Annotated in this window: 18 protein-coding genes and 4 tRNA genes; 7 read left to right on the top strand and 15 right to left on the bottom strand. The window is 65.3% G+C overall.

Features of this window, described 5'->3' with window-relative positions; all coding sequences use genetic code 11:
• Positions 1-279 precede the first annotated feature (279 nt).
• The 8 genes from rplA to NYR58_RS00800 all read right to left on the bottom strand — a co-directional run bounded on the left by rplA (position 280) and on the right by NYR58_RS00800 (position 4,406).
• On the bottom strand, positions 280-981 hold the full coding sequence (gene rplA / locus NYR58_RS00835; RefSeq protein ID WP_261518495.1) for a 50S ribosomal protein L1: 702 nt from the start codon (positions 979-981) through the stop codon (positions 280-282).
• Between the two features lie 4 nt (positions 982-985).
• Complete coding sequence (rplK, locus tag NYR58_RS00830; protein WP_261518494.1) at positions 986-1,414, bottom strand: 50S ribosomal protein L11; 429 nt, start codon at positions 1,412-1,414, stop codon at positions 986-988.
• A 123-nt stretch (positions 1,415-1,537) separates the two neighbouring features.
• On the bottom strand, positions 1,538-2,065 hold the full coding sequence (nusG, locus tag NYR58_RS00825; protein ID WP_261518493.1) for a transcription termination/antitermination protein NusG: 528 nt from the start codon (positions 2,063-2,065) through the stop codon (positions 1,538-1,540).
• 30 nt (positions 2,066-2,095) lie between these two features.
• Positions 2,096-2,299: a preprotein translocase subunit SecE gene (gene secE, locus NYR58_RS00820; RefSeq protein ID WP_261518491.1), complete on the bottom strand. Its 204-nt coding sequence runs from the start codon at positions 2,297-2,299 to the stop codon at positions 2,096-2,098.
• Between the two features lie 229 nt (positions 2,300-2,528).
• A tRNA-Trp gene (locus tag NYR58_RS00815) sits at positions 2,529-2,604 on the bottom strand.
• A gap of 208 nt (positions 2,605-2,812) precedes the next feature.
• Positions 2,813-3,988, bottom strand: coding sequence for an elongation factor Tu (gene tuf / locus NYR58_RS00810; protein ID WP_261518490.1), 1,176 nt, complete (start codon positions 3,986-3,988; stop codon positions 2,813-2,815).
• A 150-nt stretch (positions 3,989-4,138) separates the two neighbouring features.
• A tRNA-Gly gene (locus NYR58_RS00805) sits at positions 4,139-4,212 on the bottom strand.
• Between the two features lie 109 nt (positions 4,213-4,321).
• Positions 4,322-4,406 (bottom strand) — tRNA-Tyr (locus NYR58_RS00800).
• Between the two features lie 198 nt (positions 4,407-4,604).
• Between NYR58_RS00800 and NYR58_RS00795 the strand changes: the two genes are divergently transcribed.
• The 4 genes from NYR58_RS00795 (at position 4,605) to NYR58_RS00780 (ending at position 8,731) form a co-directional block, all read left to right on the top strand.
• The gene (locus NYR58_RS00795; RefSeq protein WP_261518489.1) at positions 4,605-5,504 is read left to right on the top strand and encodes a TrmH family RNA methyltransferase; all 900 of its coding nucleotides are present in this window, start codon (positions 4,605-4,607) and stop codon (positions 5,502-5,504) included.
• 161 nt (positions 5,505-5,665) lie between these two features.
• Positions 5,666-6,844: a COG1470 family protein gene (locus NYR58_RS00790; RefSeq protein ID WP_261518488.1), complete on the top strand. Its 1,179-nt coding sequence runs from the start codon at positions 5,666-5,668 to the stop codon at positions 6,842-6,844.
• Positions 6,841-7,788: an ABC transporter ATP-binding protein gene (locus NYR58_RS00785; protein WP_261518487.1), complete on the top strand. Its 948-nt coding sequence runs from the start codon at positions 6,841-6,843 to the stop codon at positions 7,786-7,788. Before NYR58_RS00790 ends, NYR58_RS00785 begins: the two co-directional genes overlap by 4 nt.
• Positions 7,775-8,731, top strand: coding sequence for an ABC transporter permease (locus NYR58_RS00780; RefSeq protein WP_261518485.1), 957 nt, complete (start codon positions 7,775-7,777; stop codon positions 8,729-8,731). The genes NYR58_RS00785 and NYR58_RS00780 overlap by 14 nt, the downstream gene beginning before the upstream one ends.
• Before the next feature lie 64 nt (positions 8,732-8,795).
• Here the strand turns inward: NYR58_RS00780 and NYR58_RS00775 are convergent.
• A tRNA-Thr gene (locus NYR58_RS00775) sits at positions 8,796-8,871 on the bottom strand.
• A gap of 163 nt (positions 8,872-9,034) precedes the next feature.
• Here NYR58_RS00775 and NYR58_RS00770 point away from each other — a divergent pair.
• Both NYR58_RS00770 and NYR58_RS00765 read left to right on the top strand, forming a co-directional pair.
• Positions 9,035-9,808, top strand: a complete 774-nt coding sequence (locus tag NYR58_RS00770) for an NAD kinase (protein ID WP_261518484.1) — start codon at positions 9,035-9,037, stop codon at positions 9,806-9,808.
• Between the two features lie 153 nt (positions 9,809-9,961).
• Entirely contained in the window at positions 9,962-11,356 is a 1,395-nt protein-coding gene (locus tag NYR58_RS00765) for a DEAD/DEAH box helicase (protein WP_261518483.1), read from the top strand.
• A gap of 15 nt (positions 11,357-11,371) precedes the next feature.
• Here NYR58_RS00765 and NYR58_RS00760 read toward each other — a convergent pair whose 3' ends face one another.
• Complete coding sequence (locus tag NYR58_RS00760; RefSeq protein WP_261518482.1) at positions 11,372-11,695, bottom strand: TfoX/Sxy family protein; 324 nt, start codon at positions 11,693-11,695, stop codon at positions 11,372-11,374.
• Between NYR58_RS00760 and NYR58_RS00755 the strand changes: the two genes are divergently transcribed.
• Entirely contained in the window at positions 11,694-12,371 is a 678-nt protein-coding gene (locus NYR58_RS00755) for a cytochrome P460 family protein (protein WP_261518481.1), read from the top strand. The two genes, NYR58_RS00760 and NYR58_RS00755, sit on opposite strands and share 2 nt — an antisense overlap.
• A gap of 33 nt (positions 12,372-12,404) precedes the next feature.
• Here the strand turns inward: NYR58_RS00755 and sufA are convergent, their stop codons facing one another.
• The 5 genes from sufA to sufC all read right to left on the bottom strand — a co-directional run bounded on the left by sufA (position 12,405) and on the right by sufC (position 16,634).
• Positions 12,405-12,791, bottom strand: a complete 387-nt coding sequence (gene sufA / locus NYR58_RS00750) for a Fe-S cluster assembly scaffold SufA (protein ID WP_261518480.1) — start codon at positions 12,789-12,791, stop codon at positions 12,405-12,407.
• Positions 12,792-12,931: 140 nt separating this feature from the next.
• Positions 12,932-13,327, bottom strand: coding sequence for an SUF system Fe-S cluster assembly protein (locus NYR58_RS00745; RefSeq protein ID WP_378074551.1), 396 nt, complete (start codon positions 13,325-13,327; stop codon positions 12,932-12,934).
• Between the two features lie 4 nt (positions 13,328-13,331).
• Positions 13,332-14,606, bottom strand: a complete 1,275-nt coding sequence (locus tag NYR58_RS00740; protein WP_378074550.1) for a cysteine desulfurase — start codon at positions 14,604-14,606, stop codon at positions 13,332-13,334.
• Positions 14,603-15,868, bottom strand: coding sequence for a Fe-S cluster assembly protein SufD (gene sufD, locus NYR58_RS00735; protein WP_261518478.1), 1,266 nt, complete (start codon positions 15,866-15,868; stop codon positions 14,603-14,605). The genes NYR58_RS00740 and sufD overlap by 4 nt, the downstream gene beginning before the upstream one ends.
• Before the next feature lie 10 nt (positions 15,869-15,878).
• Positions 15,879-16,634 carry a Fe-S cluster assembly ATPase SufC gene (gene sufC / locus NYR58_RS00730; protein ID WP_261518477.1) on the bottom strand — a complete coding sequence of 252 codons (756 nt, stop codon included), beginning with the start codon at positions 16,632-16,634 and terminating at the stop codon, positions 15,879-15,881.
• Positions 16,635-16,640 lie beyond the last annotated feature (6 nt).

Raw genomic sequence — 16,640 nt, 5'->3', positions numbered from 1 at the left:
TCCAAGAGAGGATCGCCCGAACGACGCTCGAGGATCCTGCCCCCTTTCGCCACTCCGGCCGAAACCGGAACGCGGGCAAAAGGCCAACACGGTTCGAACCTTCCATCGGCCCGCTGCGCGGGCGTCTATCCGGTCCTACCCCGTCTCATGCAGGCTCTTGTTCAAGAATTAAGGCGAGCCGCCTGCAATCTCGGACAGGATTGCCGGGGTTTCCCCGGCATTCGGGCCGTTGCCGGCCCGAAGCATTGGCCGGGGAGGCGCCTCCCCGGCAATCGGACGTTACGACGCGGCCAGCGTCGAAAGATCGACCTTCACCCCCGGCCCCATGGTCGAGGTCAGCGCCACGCGCTTGAGATAGTTGCCCTTGGCACCGGAAGGCTTCGCCTTGATCACCGCATCGGCGAAAGCGCGCACATTCTCGGCGATGGCCTGCTCGTCGAAGGAGACCTTGCCGACGCCCGCATGCACGATGCCGGCCTTCTCGACGCGGAACTCCACCGCACCGCCCTTCGATGCCTTCACGGCACCGGCCACATCGGCGGTCACCGTGCCCACCTTGGGGTTGGGCATCAGTCCGCGCGGACCCAGCACCTTGCCGAGCCGGCCAACCAGCGGCATCATGTCGGGCGTGGCAATGCAGCGATCGAAATTGATCTCGCCATTCTGGATGGCTTCGACGAGATCCTCCGCGCCCACGATGTCGGCGCCGGCCTGCTTGGCCTCCTCGGCCTTATCGCCGCGCGCGAACACGGCAACGCGCACCGTGCGGCCCGTGCCGTTGGGCAGGTTGACGACGCCGCGCACCATCTGGTCGGCGTGACGCGGATCGACACCCAGATTCATCGCCACCTCGACGGTCTCGTCGAACTTCGCGCTCGCCCTCTCCTTCAGAAGCTTCACGGCCTCCTCCAGCGGATAGAGCTTGTTGCGCTCGATTCCCTCGCGGCTCTTGGCCACGCGCTTGGAAATTTTCCTCGCCATAGCCTCACCCCACCACTTCGAGGCCCATGGAGCGGGCCGAGCCTTCGACCATGCGCATGGCCGCTTCCAGATCATTGGCGTTCAGATCCGCCATCTTCTTCTCGGCGATCTCGCGCACCTTGTCGCGCGAGATCTTGCCGACCGTCTGCTTGCCCGGCTCCTTGGCGCCGGACTTGAGCTTCGCCTCCTTCTTGAGGAAGTAGCTTACCGGCGGCGTCTTCATGGCGAAGGTGAAGGACTTGTCCTGATAGTAGGTGATCACCACCGGGATGGGCGAGCCCTTCTCCATCTCCTGCGTCTGGGCGTTGAACGCCTTGCAGAACTCCATGATGTTGATGCCACGCTGACCAAGCGCAGGACCGATCGGGGGCGACGGCGTGGCCGACCCGGCGGGAACCTGAAGCTTGAGCTGGCCTGCAACTTTCTTAGCCATCTCTCATCTGCCTCGTCTCATGCCGGCTGGCGCCGGCGGTTGCAGTTCGGTGGTGCGGGCCGCACGGCCGGCTACGCCGCCTTCCCTTCCACCATGACCGTTCCGGAAGACCGGAACCGCCGGTCAGGTCTTCTCGACCTGACCGAACTCGAGATCCACGGGTACCGCGCGCCCGAAGATCGAAACTTCCACCTTGAGCCGCGACCGCTCCTCGTCGACCTCCTGAACGGAACCGTTGAAGGAGGCGAAGGGACCATCGGAAACGCGCACCTGCTCGCCAATCTCGAAGGTCACGGAAGGTTTTGGCCGCTCCACGCCCTCCTGCACCTGCGTGAGAATGCGCGCGGCCTCCGCCTCGGTGATCGGCACCGGCCGCGAATCGCCCAGAAAGCCTGTCACCTTCGGCGTATTCTTGATGAGGCTGAAGACGGCGTCCGTGAGATTGGCCTTGACCAGCACATAGCCGGGGAAGAACTTGCGTTCCGCATCGACCTTGCGGCCGCGGCGCACCTCGACCACCTTCTCGGTCGGCACAACCACCTGCTCGATCTGCTCGGAAAGCCCCTTCTGGCGCGCCTGTTCCTCGATCGATTCGGCAACCTTCTTCTCGAAATTCGAATAGGCGTGGACGATGTACCACCGCGCAGTCATCTCAAAAAACTCTCCCTGTGCCGCTGCCGTTCAAACGCCAATCTGAAGGATCAGCTCGATCACCCACGACATCACCTGGTCAGCGGCAAAAAAGAAGAGCGCGGCCAACGCAGCGAATGCGAGCACCATCGCCGTGGAAATCAGAGTCTCCCTGCGCGACGGCCAGGTCACCTTCGCCGTTTCGGCCCTTACCTGCTGCAGAAACGTGAAAGGGTTCGTGGTCTTGGACGCCATCTATCGCTCTATATCTTGAAGCACCGGGAACCCCGGTCTTTTCTCGCACGCGGGCGTGAAAGCCCGGTACGATACGGAGCCGACCGCGCGAATCACCGCCTGGCTCCAGACACGCAACAAAGGCGCGTAAAGCCATACCCGGCCCCACGCACCGTGTTCATGAGTCTACACATAATCCCAAATTCCCCCATACGCAAGGGGCCTCTTGCATCCGAGGATTTGCTGGAAATGGCAGGGGCAGAGGGGCTCGAACCCCCGACCTGCGGTTTTGGAGACCGCCGCTCTACCAACTGAGCTATACCCCTTCGCGCCGCGCGGCAGGCAGGCGCTTCCTAAGGATTTCCGTCGCGTCTGTAAAGATGCTTTGCGCCGGATACCGCAGGCAAGCGCCACTTTTGCGGCCACGGGCGGCAAACCCGGGGGCGCCCGCCGCCAGATCTGGGCCTCCGCCTGTGCGCCATCAAGCAGAAGGGCGGCCGAAGCCGCCCTCCCCGTCGTTCCGATGTCCGCCCTTTACTCGGTGATGGCTGCGACGATGCCGGCGCCGACGGTGCGGCCGCCCTCGCGGATGGCGAAGCGCAGGCGCTCCTCCATGGCGATCGGCACGATCAGCTCCACATCCATCGTCACATTGTCGCCCGGCATCACCATCTCCGTCCCCTCCGGGAGCGTCACCACGCCCGTCACGTCGGTCGTCCGGAAATAAAACTGCGGCCGGTAGTTCGAGAAGAACGGCGTGTGGCGCCCGCCCTCCTCCTTCGTCAGAATGTAGGCTTCTGCCTTGAACTTCGTGTGCGGCGTCACAGAGCCGGGCTTCGCAAGAACCTGCCCGCGCTCCACACCCTCGCGCTCCACACCGCGCAGAAGCGCGCCGATGTTGTCGCCCGCCTGCCCCTGGTCCAGAAGCTTGCGGAACATCTCCACACCCGTCACCGTCGTCTTCGACGTCGGGCGGATGCCAACGATCTCGATCTCGTCGCCGACCTTCACAACGCCCCGCTCAATGCGCCCCGTCACCACCGTGCCGCGGCCCGAAATCGAGAAAACGTCCTCGATCGGCATCAGGAACGGCTGGTCGATCGGGCGCTCCGGCGTCGGAATGTACTTGTCAACCTCCGCCATCAGCTGACGGATCGCATCCTCGCCGATCTCCTTGTTCGTCTCCTCAAGCGCCGCAAGCGCCGAGCCCTTCACGATCGGTATCTCGTCGCCCGGAAACTCGTACTGCGACAGAAGCTCCCGAACCTCAAGCTCCACAAGCTCCAGAAGCTCCGCATCGTCAACCTGGTCAACCTTGTTCAGGAAAACAACAATCGCCGGAACGCCAACCTGGCGCGCCAGAAGAATGTGCTCCCGCGTCTGCGGCATCGGCCCGTCCGCCGCAGAAACAACCAGAATCGCACCGTCCATCTGCGCCGCGCCCGTGATCATGTTCTTCACGTAGTCCGCATGCCCAGGGCAGTCCACATGCGCGTAGTGCCGCGCATCCGTCTCATACTCAACATGCGCCGTCGAAATCGTGATCCCGCGCGCCTTCTCCTCAGGCGCCGCATCAATCTGATCGTACGCCTTGAACTCACCAAAAAACTTCGTGATCGCTGCCGTCAGCGTCGTCTTCCCATGGTCAACGTGACCAATCGTGCCGATGTTCACATGCGGCTTCGTGCGCTCAAACTTTCCTTTGGCCATCTCAACTTTCCTTGGGCGGCGTGGTTTTCCGTTTCGATTGCGGGCGATTAGCGGCAAAGCCCGTAAAAAACAAGCCCCTGTGGGCCGCGAAAAAGCGCGCGCTTAAGCCATGGATGGTGCGACGCTCGGATATTGCGAAGGAAAGCGCGCTGGAGCGGGTAGCGGGAATCGAACCCGCATATTCAGCTTGGAAGGCTGCTGCTCTACCATTGAGCTATACCCGCAGTCCGAAACGCAACGCTCCCTGCCGAAGCTCTGCGGGGCGTCCGTTGCCTGCTCGGCCTCCGCGACATCGTGCCTCGGCGAGCCTCGATCCGCCGCCTGGGCAGAAGGTGGTGGAGGGGGCTGGATTCGAACCAGCGTAGGCGTAGCCAACGGATTTACAGTCCGTCTCCTTTAACCACTCGGACACCCCTCCGAACCGCTGCCGGGACCGCTCAGCGGATTATGTGGGAAAGCGGCCATCGCCCTTCAACGGCACGTCCGATTTCCGCGACGCCTTATGGCGACGACGCCCGGCACTGTCAACAGCCCGATGCGCATTCGGTTGGGTAAATTCGCATGCCCCGCCCTTTCGGCCATAGGCGCGCGCCCTCGCCTCGGTTATAGGAGCCGGATGAACGACAGGACCGGAACGCCAAAGGACAGCCACCACGCCCGCCTGCGCCGCGCCCACCGCCAGCGCAAGGGCGGCGGCGCGCGGGCGGAGCACGCCTCAAACGCCCCCCTGCCTGAGGGGATCGTAAGGCTTTACGGCCTGCACACGGTGCGCGCCGCGCTCGACAATCCAGCCCGCACCATCCACCGCATGTCGATCACACGCAATGCCGCGCGGCGGCTGGAGCTCGACGACCTTTCCGCCCTGCCCTTCCCCGCGGAACTGGTGGAGCCGAGGGCGATCGACGCCCTCACCGGCCCCGAAGCCGTGCACCAGGGCGTGATGGTCGAGGCTCAGGCCCTGTCCCCGCGGCCGCTTTCCGCCCTCGGCGACGCCGCCCTCGTGCTGGTGCTCGACCAGGTGACGGACCCGCACAACGTGGGTGCCATCATGCGTTCGGCGGTCGCCTTCGGCGTCGAGGCCCTCATCACCACTGCCCGTCACAGCCCGGCCGAATCGGGCGTGCTCGCAAAGGCGGCCTCCGGCGCGCTGGAGCACATCGAGTTGATCACCGTGCGCAATCTGGCAGACGCCCTGGAGGAGCTCCACGCGCTCGACTTTGCGACCGTGGGGCTCGATTCGGAAGGTGCGCACAGGCTTGAGGATGCCGTTGCCCAGATCGCCGGCCGCAGGCTGGCCCTTGTCCTGGGCGCGGAGGGCAAGGGGCTGCGGCAGAAGACGCGCCAGACCGTCAGGGCGCTCGCCCGGCTCGACATGCCGGGCGCCATCCGCTCCTTGAACGTCTCCAATGCCACCGCCATCGCTCTCTATATCGCGCGCAGCCATGCGGAAGCGGCCGCCAGACCCCCCTCCCGCGAGGCGGCGAATCCGGCAATCGGCGTCGATCAAAAATATTAATGAGCTGTAATGTTTTTGCCGAAAAACTGCCATAATGGCGGTAATTCTTCCCTCTCCCATCAGATAGTTCGCCCGTTCGGGCGCATTCGCATGAACCGTGAAGCGGGGAGAGAACGATGCCTGCGCACGCTGTTTTTGCGCGCACACCCTTCAAAAGCACATTGACTGGAACCTTGCTTGCCGTCGGGCTTTGCCTGGCACCTCCGGCAGCCCACGCGCAGCTTGCATCCGATGCGGCGGGTACCACCGCGCAGTCGCCGAGCGGCTTGTGGTTGACGACACCCTATCCCGCCTTTTCGGCACCCATTGGCGAGGACGTGACCATCGACCTGTCGCTCGCCAACAGGGGGCTGCCGCCGCAGCGCGTGGCGCTGTCTGTCGAGGGCCTGCCGGAGGGCTGGCAGTGGCAGATCAAGGGAAGCGGCAAGCCCGTTGCCGCCGCCATTGCAGCGCTCGACGAGACGGTTGACCTGTCGCTGCAGCTTACCCCGCCCGAAAATGCCGTCGGGCAGACCGTCAACTTCACGGTAGCCGCCCGTTCGGAGGACGGGGCCATGGAGCTGCCCCTGACGCTGACCCTTACGGAGACCATGCCGGCACAGCTCACCCTGGAGCCGGAACTGCCGGCGCTGCGGGGCACCGCGCGCTCCACCTTCGACTTTCAGGTCGAGGTCGCCAATGATGGCCAGGAAGACACGGTCGTGAACCTCTTGGCCGAGGCACCGCCGGGCTTCCAGGTCAGCTTCAAGGAGCGCTACGGCTCGCAGGAACTGACAAGCCTGCCGCTTTCCGCCGGCGGAACGAAAAATCTCGAGGTCTCCGTCGATCCGCCGGAAAATGCGGAAGCCGGCCAGTACCCCGTGATGGTGCAGGCAACCGGTGGCGACGCCAGCGCCCGGACGCAGCTCGTTCTGGACATCACCGGCCGGCCGGATCTTTCCCTTTCGGGGCCGGGCGGGCGGCTCTCGGGCGAAGCGACTGCCGGCGAAGCACGCAGCTTCGAATTTACGCTTGAGAACAGGGGAACGGCACCCGCCCGCTCCATCTCCTTTTCTTCAAGCCCGCCCTCGGGCTGGGAGGTGACGTTCAGCCCCGAGCGCATCGAGGAGATCGCGTCCGGCGAAAGCAGCAGTGTGAACGTCAGCATCACACCCTCCGACCAGGCCATCGCCGGCGACTATGTGGTCTCCGTGCGTGCCAATGGCGACGGCGCCTCCGACAGCGAGAGTTTCCGCGTCACGGTGCGCACCTCGACCGTCTGGGGCGTCGTCGGCCTCGGCATCATTGCCGCGGCGGTCGCCGTTCTCGGTGTGGCGGTAACACGGTATGGCCGGCGATGAGCACCGTCATCGAGACTAAGGGCCTGGTCAAGCGCTACGGCCGCCACGTGGCGGTCGATGGCATCGATCTGAGCATCGGGAAGGGCGAGGTCTTCGGCCTTCTCGGCCCCAACGGCTCCGGCAAGACGACGACGATCCTTCTGCTTCTGGGCTTGACAGAGCCAACGGCCGGCTCGGTCAGCGTGCTCGGCCTCGATCCGCTGCGCCAGCCGCTCGCCGTCAAGCGCCGCGTCGGCTATCTGCCGGACCAGATCGGCTTCTACGACGCGCTGACGGCGCGCGAGAACCTGAACTACACTGCGCGTCTTGCCGGGCTTTCGGGCGCCGAGGCAGGACCCCGCATCGAGGAGGCGCTCCAACGGGTAAGGCTCGGCCACGCCGCCGACCGGCGGGTCGCGACGTTCTCGCGCGGCATGCGCCAGCGCCTGGGCCTGGCCGAGGTCCTGTTGAAGAAGGCCGACATCGCCATTCTCGACGAGCCGACCTCGGGCCTCGACCCGCAATCCACCCAGGAGCTTCTCGAACTGATCGGCGCGCTGTCGCGCGAGGGCATGACCATCGTCCTGTCCTCGCACCTGCTGGCGATGGTGCAGACCGTGTGCACCCGCGTGGCGCTTTTCAGCCGCGGCCGCATCGGCCTTTGCGGCACGGTGGCGGAGCTGACGAGCGAAGTGCTGGGCGGCACGCATGTGGTGGAAGTGGAGGCGAATGGCGTCGACCTTCCAGCGGTGCTGGCCGACGCGCCGCATGTGGTGGGGGTCGCGCAACTGGCGCCGGGCCGCTGGCGCGTCGATACCGATGCCGACGCCCGCCCGGAGATCGCCCGCCGCGTGGTCTCGGCCGGCGGCGCGCTCGCCTCCATGTCCATTCGCCAGACCACCCTCGACGAGGTCTATGTCCGGTTCTTCGAGGCAGAGGAGGGCAAGCAGAATGAGGCAGCGTGAGGGTTCCCCCTTCACCGGGCTTTCCACAGTCGCCCTGAAGGAGGCGGCCGACCACATGACGAGCGCGCGCATCCATCTGGTGATGCTTCTGGTGCTCCTGACGGCGATCGGCGCCGTCTATGCGGCGATCGGGCAGATTCGCGATACCGTGAGCGAGGATGCGTTCCTCTTCCTGCGTCTTTTCAGCACGGCGCGCGAGCCGCTGCCCTCTTTCGTCGCCTTTCTCGGCTTCCTTCTGCCGTTGGTGGCCATCGCGCTCGGCTTCGACGCCATCAACGGCGAGTACAACCGCCGCACCATGTCGCGCATCCTCTCGCAGCCGATCTATCGCGACGGGCTGCTGACGGGAAAGTTCCTGGGCGGGCTTCTGGTCATCGCCATTTGCCTGCTGACGCTGTGGCTGCTGGTCACCGGCCTCGGCATCCTTCTGCTCGGCCTTCCGCCGAGTGGCGAGGAGGTTGTGCGCGGGCTCGCCTTCCTTCTGGCCTCCTTCGTCTATGCCGGCGTGTGGCTGGCCGTGGCGCTGGTTTTCTCCACGCTCTTCCGCTCGCCGGCCACCTCCGCGTTGGCCACGCTGACGGTGTGGCTGCTCTTCACCGTCTTCTGGCCGATTCTCGCACCGCTGATTGCCGGTGCCCTGGCGCCCGTCGACATTTTCGATCCCACCACGGCCATTGCCCGCGTCGAGGTCGAGCAGGTGATCTCGCGTCTGTCTCCCAACACGCTCTATGGGGAAATGACCCTCGCCCTGCTCAACCCGGAGACGCGTTCCCTGGGCCTCGTCTTCGCCCATCAGCTCAGCCAGGCGCTGATCGGCGCGCCACTGCCGGTCTCGGAGAGCCTGATGCTGGTCTGGCCGCAGCTTGCCTGCATGATTGCCGCGTTGGTGGTTCTGTTCACCATCGCCTATGTCGCCTTCCAGCGCCAGGAGATCCGGGCCTGATGGCCTCCACGGGCGGCCGGCGTGCCGCCCGTCACGCGGTGGGCGCGGCTCTTTCCCGTGACAATGGTGCCGGCAGCAGGACTCGAACCCGCAACCTACCGCTTACAAGGCGGTTGCTCTACCAGTTGAGCTATGCCGGCCCTGCCCGCCTGCCCGGTCGGGCTCCGGCGGAAGCTGGCCCGTGCGCATAGCACAAACGCGGCGCGAGTAAAACGCATTCCGTCGGTGCCGGCGCGCCTTTGCAGAGTGCCGTACCCATGCTACCTCTGGCCCCTCGCCCAGCAACGGAAACAGCCGCCACCCATGACACAGCCGCAGCTTGCCCTCGCCTTCGTCGCGGCGGATACGGACGACGCCCGGGAAGCCGCCGCCAGGCTTTCCGTTCTCTACGGCCAGGAGAGACCGGAGAACGCCGACGTCATCGTGGCGCTCGGCGGCGACGGCTTCATGCTGCAGACGATGCGCGAGACCATGAGCTCGGGCAAGAAGATCTACGGCATGAACCGCGGCACCGTGGGCTTTCTCATGAACGAGTATCGCGAGGAGGGCCTGCGCGAGCGCATCCGCGAGGCCATCGCGGAGACCGTCCGTCCGCTGGAGATGACGGCGACCGACATGGATGGCAAGGTTTCCACCGCGCTCGCCATCAACGAGGTCTCGCTCCTTCGCCAGTCCTATCAGGCGGCCAAGCTGCGCATCGCCATCGACGGCAAGGTAAGGCTCGATGAACTTATCTGCGACGGCGTCATGGTGGCCACGCCGGCAGGCTCCACCGCCTACAACCTGTCGGCCCACGGGCCGATCCTGCCGCTCGATGCGCCGCTTCTGGCCCTCACGCCGGTCAGCCCGTTCCGGCCGCGCCGCTGGCGCGGAGCGCTTCTGTCCAATCAGGCAACGGTCGACCTGATGGTGCTGGAGCCGGAAAAGCGCCCCGTCAACGCGGTGGCCGACCATACGGAGGTGAAATCGGTGGTGGAGGTGCGCATTCGCGAATCCCACGAGCTGACGGCCACCATCCTCTTCGATGCCAGCCACTCCTGGAACGAGCGGATTCTTGCGGAACAGTTCCGCTACTAGCCACACCCTGTTGACATTGCGCGCACCACGCCTTAGGCCCGTTGCAAGGTCGAGAGCCGAGGCCCGGCCATGGCGCGCGGCAGCCGCTGCAACGCATCAGACAGCAAAGACAACCGATACGTGTCAACAGACGAAAAAACTGCACAGGACGCTGTGACATTCGCAGACCTCGGCCTGTCGCCGAAGGTGCTTTCCGCCGTCATCGACGCCGGCTACACGCAACCCACGCCCATCCAGGCCGGCGCCATTCCGCATGCGCTGGCCGGCAAGGATGTTCTGGGCATCGCCCAGACCGGAACCGGCAAGACCGCCTCCTTCGTGCTGCCCATGCTGACCAGGCTGGAGCGGGGGCGGGCGCGGGCGCGCATGCCGCGCACGCTGATTCTGGAGCCCACGCGTGAGCTTGCCGCCCAGGTGGAGGAGAACTTCATCAAGTACGGCAAGAACCATCGCCTCAACATCGCGCTCCTGATTGGCGGCGTTTCCTTCGACGACCAGGAAAGAAAGCTTGAGCGCGGGGCCGATGTGCTGATTGCCACGCCCGGCCGCATGCTCGATCATTTCGAGCGCGGCAAGCTGTTGCTCACGGGCGTGGAAATCCTCGTCATCGACGAGGCCGACCGTATGCTCGACATGGGCTTCATTCCAGACATCGAACGCATCTGCAAGCTCATTCCCTTCACGCGGCAGACGCTGTTCTTCTCCGCCACCATGCCGCCGGAGATCACCAGGCTCACCCAGCAGTTTCTGCAGGCGCCCGTGCGCGTCGAGGTGTCGAAGCCTGCCACTACGGCGGCCAACATCACCCAGCGTCTCGTCAAGTCCGGCTCCAAGCCGTGGGCCAAGCGCGAGCGCCTGAGAAATCTCATCCGCAGCGAGGGCGATGGCCTGAAGAACGCGATCATCTTCTGCAATCGCAAGAGCGAGGTGGCCACCCTCTTCCGCTCTCTCGTGCGTCACGAGTTCGATGCCGGCGCACTGCATGGCGACATGGACCAGCGCGCGCGCATGACCATGCTTGAGAATTTCCGCAAGGGGAATCTGAAGCTGCTGGTCGCATCCGACGTCGCCGCCCGCGGTCTCGACATTCCCGATGTCAGCCATGTGTTCAATTTCGACGTTCCCACCCATGCGGAAGACTATGTGCACCGCATTGGCCGCACCGGACGCGCCGGCCGCTCGGGCAAGGCGTTCACGCTCGTCACCCGCGCCGACGAGAAATATGTGACGGGCATCGAAAAGCTGATCGGACAGGAGATCGAGTGGTTCGACGGCGACCTCTCGACGCTCACGGTCGAAGACGAAGCGAACGAACGGCCCAGCAGGCGCGGACGCGCCCCGAAACAGCGCGAGGAGGACAGCCGCAGGCGCGAGCGCAGGGAACAGGCGCGGCAACAGCCGCCGCAGAAGGAAGAAAGCGCCCATTCCGAGCGGACAAGGGAACAGAAACCCTCATCCCGGCGCCACTCCGAGGAAAAGGACGCCCACCCGCCCGTCGGCTTCGGCGACGATATTCCCGATTTCATGAAGGTGCCCGGAAAGGTCTGAGCCCGCGGGCGCGTTCTATCCGCGCGCCCGCAGCGCAGCCTCGTAGGCTCTTCTTGCCCAAAGTGCCATGACGTCCGGGTCGTCGACCGCCTCGTCGGGGATCGACCAGTACGGCATGGCCGTGGGCTTGCGCCCGGTATGGCCCGTATAGACCCACTGCCGGCTTCCCGCTGCCGCAAAGTCCGGCGCGCTCAGGGCATCCGCCTTCAGCAGGATTTCCCCGTCCACCTCAAGCGCAAAGATGCGTCCCTCGCAATAGATGCCCTTGCCGCCGAACATGCGCCGGATGGTGATGGACCCCAGGCTGGCGAACAGCTCGCGAATGTGATCGTCGTCCATGCACGCGATCATGCCCGTGGCGCGCCACCCTGTCAGCGGCAGGTTCGGGGTGAGGATTGTTCAAATTCGCGTGATCCGTTTGATCTGTGCCCGTGGGGCGCTAGCTGCCCGGACATGCATCAGGGAGGAAAGAACCATGCAGACGGGCAGGATTGCTGCGGCGCTCGGCCTAGGCGCCATGCTGGCGGCGGGCTTCGCGTTCGCCCAGGACGATCAGCCGGCCTTTGGCGGTGAAGCCGACACCGCCTATGCCGAGGCGCTGTGGAACGCGCTTCGGGATGCCGGCTATGCGGGGGATGGCGCCATCCAGATGAAGCCCTATGAGGGCACAGAACCCCACGGCGCGATTCTCCAGACATTCTGGGCCGAAATCGAGGTCGAGGGCGCGCGCGGAATGCTCATCGTCAAGCGCAATTTCGGCCCGGCCGGCATAAGCGTGGAGGATGTGTCCAACGACCCCGACGGAAACCTCGATTCGGTGACGGTGATGTTCCAGCGCGAGGAAGGATACGCGCCCGACAGCGCAAACTGGTTCTGGGCTAAATACCTGCCCGACGGCTCGCTCGATCAGACGCCGGACGGTATGGCGCTCGCCGGCCGCACCGCCGGCTGCATCGCGTGTCATGCGTCGGCGGCTGGGGACGATTTCGTGTTCAGCATGGACATGCAGCCTTGAGCGCCTTCGGGCGCCGCCGCGGCGGGCCTGCCTTCAGGCCGCGCCGTGCGCCCGCGCCTCGGCCAATGCCTTCAGGTCGGCCGGCTTCAGTTCGACGGACTCGCCGCAGCCGCAGGCCGAGCTCTGGTTCGGGTTGTTGAAGGTGAAGCCGGTCCGCAGCTTGGTCACCTCGAAGTCCATCTGCGTTCCGAGCAGGAAGAGGCTCGCCTCCGGCGCCACATAGACATGGGCGCCCTCGTGCTCCACGTGGTCGTCCTTCGGGTCGGGCTCCGTCACCAGATCGACCGTGTATTCCATGCCGGCGCATCCGCCTTTCCTGATGCCCACGCGAATGCCCTTTGCCCCCTCTCGCGCGGCAACGATCTCGCGCACGCGAGCGGCGGCGGCATCGGTCAGGGTTATGACTTGAAAGCGGCCCATCGGTTGCTCCGTTGGAGAATGGTCGGTGAATCCTACATAGGAAACGACATGCAGGAGTTAAACGGTCCGCTTGCTCGGGCGCCTGCCTGGCTCGGGGGGATGGCCGTCCGCTGCCTGTCGTCAGTCATTCGCGTTCCCGTTCAATACCACCCCAGCGCCACCTGCGCTTCCTCCGACATGCGGTCGGGTGTCCAGGGCGGATCGAAGACCATGTTGACCTCGACATTGCTCACCCCTTCCACGGCGCTCACCGCGTCCTGCACCCAGCCCGGCATCTCGCCGGCCACCGGGCAGCCGGGCGCCGTCAGGGTCATGTCGATCTTCACCGAGCGGTCGTCCTCGATGTCGATCTTGTAGATCAGGCCGAGCTCGTAGATGTCGGCGGGGATCTCCGGGTCATAGACGGTCTTCAGCGCACTGATGATGTCGTCCGTCAGGCGCGCCAGCTCCTCCTGCGGGATGGCGGAGGCGGAAAAGGGCTGCGCCTCGCCTGCCGCGGCCTCGTTCGTCTCTGGGTTCTGGCTCATATCCGTCATCGCTTCATCCGAAGAATTTGCGCGCCGCATCCAGCGCTTCGGCCAGCGCATCCACCTCCGCGCGCGTATTATACATGGCGAAGGAGGCGCGGCATGTCGAGGTCACCCCGAAGCGCGACAGCAGCGGCTGTGCGCAGTGGGTTCCCGCGCGCACCGCCACGCCCGAGCGGTCGATGATCATCGACACGTCGTGGGCGTGGATGCCGGCCAGCTCGAAAGAGAGGATCGCTCCCTTGCCGGGTGCTGCGCCGAAAATGCGCAATGCGTTGATCTGGCCGAGCCGCTCATGCGCGTATCGCGAGATCTCGGCTTCGTGCGCGGCGATCCTGTCGCGCCCCACGCTCTCGATATATTCCAGCGCCGCGCCCAGGCCGATGGCCTGCACGATGGGCGGCGTGCCGGCCTCGAAGCGATGCGGCGGCTCGTTATAGGTGACGTGATCGAGCGTTACATCCTCGATCATCTCGCCGCCCCCCTGGAAGGGCCGCATCTCCTCCAGCCGCTCACGCTTGCCATAGAGCACGCCGATGCCCGAGGGCCCGTAGAGCTTGTGCCCGGTGCAGACATAGAAGTCGCACCCCAGCGCGCGCACGTCCACCGGCATGTGGACGGCGGCCTGGCTGCCGTCAACCAGCACGGGAATGCCCCGCTCATGAGCGATGCGGACGATGTCGGCGATCGGCGTCACGGTGCCCAGCACGTTCGACATGTGGGTGATGGCCACCAGCTTCGTGCGCTCGGAAAGGCATGCCTCGAACGCCTCCATGTTGAAGGCGCCGTCATCCTCCACCGGCACCCAGACCAGCTTCGCCCCCTGGCGCTCACGCAGGAAATGCCAGGGCACGATGTTGGAATGGTGTTCCATGATCGACAGGACGATTTCGTCGCCTTCCGCGAAACGTGGCATGGCATAGCCATGTGCCACGGTGTTGATCGCCTCCGTCGCCGACTTGGTGAAGACGATCTCCTCGGCACTGCCGGCGTTCAGAAACCGCCGCACCGTTTCGCGTGCCTTTTCATAGGCTTCCGTCGCCGCATTCGAGAGGAAGTGCAGGCCACGATGAACGTTGGCATATTCCTGCGTGTAGGCGTGCGTCACCGCGTCGATGACAGCCTGCGGCTTCTGCGCCGAGGCGGCGTTGTCGAGATAGACGAGCGGCTTTCCATGCACCTCTCGCGAGAGGATGGGAAAGTCGCGGCGGATGGCCTCGACGTCGTAGACGGCCCGTTCGATCTTCTGGTCCACTCTCTCAACCTTCCCGTCTTGGCGGGTTGTCATCCATGCTCGGCAAACCAGGCATCCAGCCTGGCTTCCAGCGCCTCGATGGCCGGCTCGTGTTCCAGCTCCTCGATCACCTCTGCCACGAAGGCTTTCACCAACAGGCCGCGCGCCGTCTTCTCGGGGATGCCCCGCGCCATCAGGTAGAACAGGTGATCCCCCTCGATCTCCGTCACGGTCGCGCCGTGGCCGCAGGCCACGTCATCGGCAAAGATCTCCAGCTCCGGCTTGGCGGAGAAGCTGCCCTCGTCCGAAAGGAGAAGCGTGTTGCACGCCATCTTGGCATCGGTCTTCTGCGCATCGCGCGCCACGCGGATCTGGCCTTGGAACGCGCCCTCGGCGCGGCCCGTCACCACGTTGCGGATGATCTCCGTGGAGACCGTCGCCGGCGCGGCATGATCGAGAACCATCGTGACATCGCAATGGGTCTCCCCGGAAAGCAGGTTGACGCCGCGCAGCCGAAACTTGCTGCCCTCGCCCTCCGCCACCAGCCGCAATTCCTGGCGCACCAGCTTGCCGCCGGTGTTCATCACGAACAGGGTCAGCTTCGCATCCTTGCCGATCCTGACATTGATCTGGCCGAGATGGGTCGTCTCGGCGGGCTGTTCCTGCACGATGAGCCACGCCACATCCGCCCCCTCGCCCACCTCCAGATGGCTGACCGAGGAGACCAGCGCCTGACCCTCGCCCGTCTGGCGCTCGACGATGGTCGCCCTGGCGCCAGCACCGGCACGCACGGCAAACCGCGTATGCGCTTGTCCGCCCGCGTGCACGTTCTGCAGCTCGATCGGCTGCTCCACAACCGCGCCCGCGGCAATGTCGAGCGCCAGGCCATCGCCGGCGAGGGCCGCATTGACGGCGGCCACCGTGTCGTGGGCATCGGCCGGTTCAAGCAGCGCCGCCTCGCTGCCATCGGCCAGCCTCTCCGCAAGGCTCGTGGCAGTCACACCCGCCGGCACCGGCGCCTTGCCGGCCACGCCATTGAGCACGGGCAGCACCGCGGCGCCCGCCAGAAGCGGTTCGCGTGGGGTTGCATGGGCCGTCGGATCGAAGGCCGGCACGGCAGAAAGCAGCCGGCGCAGATCCGTGTAGTGCCAGATCTCGACCTTGCGGTTGGGCAGGCCGCGCTTCAGCAGCTCGACAGCCCGCGCCCGCTTCTCCCTGACGCGGGCATCGCCCGGCAGGCCGTCCGCACGCACGGCACAGGCTTCGAGAAGCGCTTCCTCGGCGGCAGTGCGCCTGATTTGCGTCTGGATGTTCATTCCTGCCCCCCTAAGCCGCCTCGCCGACAAGCCCGGCGTAACCGTTCTTCTCCAGCTCCAGGGCCAGATCCTTTTCGCCCGACTTCGCCACCCGGCCCTTGTAGAGGACGTGCACGGAGTCCGGCACAATATAATTGAGCAGGCGCTGATAGTGGGTGATGACGACGATCGCCCGGTCCGGCGAGCGCAGCGCGTTCACGCCATCGGCAACCACCTTCAGCGCGTCGATGTCGAGGCCGGAATCGGTCTCGTCCAGCACACAGAGCCTGGGCTCCAGCAGCTTCATCTGGAGAATCTCGGCGCGCTTCTTCTCGCCGCCCGAAAAGCCGACATTGAGCGGCCGCTTGAGCATGCCCATGTCCATCTCGAGCGATTGCGCCGCCTCGCGCACGCGCTTCATGAGCTCAGGTATCTTGAGCTCCTCCTGGCCGCGCGCCTTGCGCTGTGCGTTGATCGCCACCTTCAGGAATTCCATGGTGGCGACGCCCGGAATCTCCATGGGGTACTGGAAGGCGAGGAAGAGGCCGGCGGCGGCCCGCTCGGCCGGGTCCATCTCGAGAATCGACCCCCCATTGAAGAGAATGTCCCCCTCCGTCACCTCATAGTCCTCGCGGCCGGCGAGCACATAGGACAGCGTCGACTTGCCGGAGCCGTTCGGCCCCATGATGGCGGCCACCTCGCCCGCCTTCACCGTCAGGTTGACGCCGCGCAGGATCTCCGTGCCATCCTCGGCAATGCGCGCGTGCAGATTCTTGATTTCAAGCATTCTCGT

It is taken from the genome of Chelativorans intermedius (genome assembly GCF_025398255.1).
Classification (GTDB): domain Bacteria; phylum Pseudomonadota; class Alphaproteobacteria; order Rhizobiales; family Rhizobiaceae; genus Chelativorans; species Chelativorans intermedius.
Note: the sequence above shows the minus strand (reverse complement) of the source record. Positions and strands in the feature narration are given on the sequence as shown.

Coding starts and splice junctions, on each gene's coding strand:
- secE (WP_261518491.1), bottom strand. CDS start 2,299: ATGGCGTCCAAGACCACGAACCCTTTCACGTTTCTGCAGCAGGTAAGG.
- NYR58_RS00795 (WP_261518489.1), top strand. CDS start 4,605: ATGAACGACAGGACCGGAACGCCAAAGGACAGCCACCACGCCCGCCTG.
- tuf (WP_261518490.1), bottom strand. CDS start 3,988: ATGGCCAAAGGAAAGTTTGAGCGCACGAAGCCGCATGTGAACATCGGC.
- NYR58_RS00760 (WP_261518482.1), bottom strand. CDS start 11,695: ATGGACGACGATCACATTCGCGAGCTGTTCGCCAGCCTGGGGTCCATC.
- NYR58_RS00780 (WP_261518485.1), top strand. CDS start 7,775: ATGAGGCAGCGTGAGGGTTCCCCCTTCACCGGGCTTTCCACAGTCGCC.
- nusG (WP_261518493.1), bottom strand. CDS start 2,065: ATGACTGCGCGGTGGTACATCGTCCACGCCTATTCGAATTTCGAGAAG.
- NYR58_RS00745 (WP_378074551.1), bottom strand. CDS start 13,327: ATGACGGATATGAGCCAGAACCCAGAGACGAACGAGGCCGCGGCAGGC.
- sufC (WP_261518477.1), bottom strand. CDS start 16,634: ATGCTTGAAATCAAGAATCTGCACGCGCGCATTGCCGAGGATGGCACG.
- sufA (WP_261518480.1), bottom strand. CDS start 12,791: ATGGGCCGCTTTCAAGTCATAACCCTGACCGATGCCGCCGCCGCTCGC.
- NYR58_RS00740 (WP_378074550.1), bottom strand. CDS start 14,606: ATGACAACCCGCCAAGACGGGAAGGTTGAGAGAGTGGACCAGAAGATC.
- NYR58_RS00785 (WP_261518487.1), top strand. CDS start 6,841: ATGAGCACCGTCATCGAGACTAAGGGCCTGGTCAAGCGCTACGGCCGC.
- rplK (WP_261518494.1), bottom strand. CDS start 1,414: ATGGCTAAGAAAGTTGCAGGCCAGCTCAAGCTTCAGGTTCCCGCCGGG.
- NYR58_RS00755 (WP_261518481.1), top strand. CDS start 11,694: ATGCACGCGATCATGCCCGTGGCGCGCCACCCTGTCAGCGGCAGGTTC.
- NYR58_RS00770 (WP_261518484.1), top strand. CDS start 9,035: ATGACACAGCCGCAGCTTGCCCTCGCCTTCGTCGCGGCGGATACGGAC.
- rplA (WP_261518495.1), bottom strand. CDS start 981: ATGGCGAGGAAAATTTCCAAGCGCGTGGCCAAGAGCCGCGAGGGAATC.
- sufD (WP_261518478.1), bottom strand. CDS start 15,868: ATGAACATCCAGACGCAAATCAGGCGCACTGCCGCCGAGGAAGCGCTT.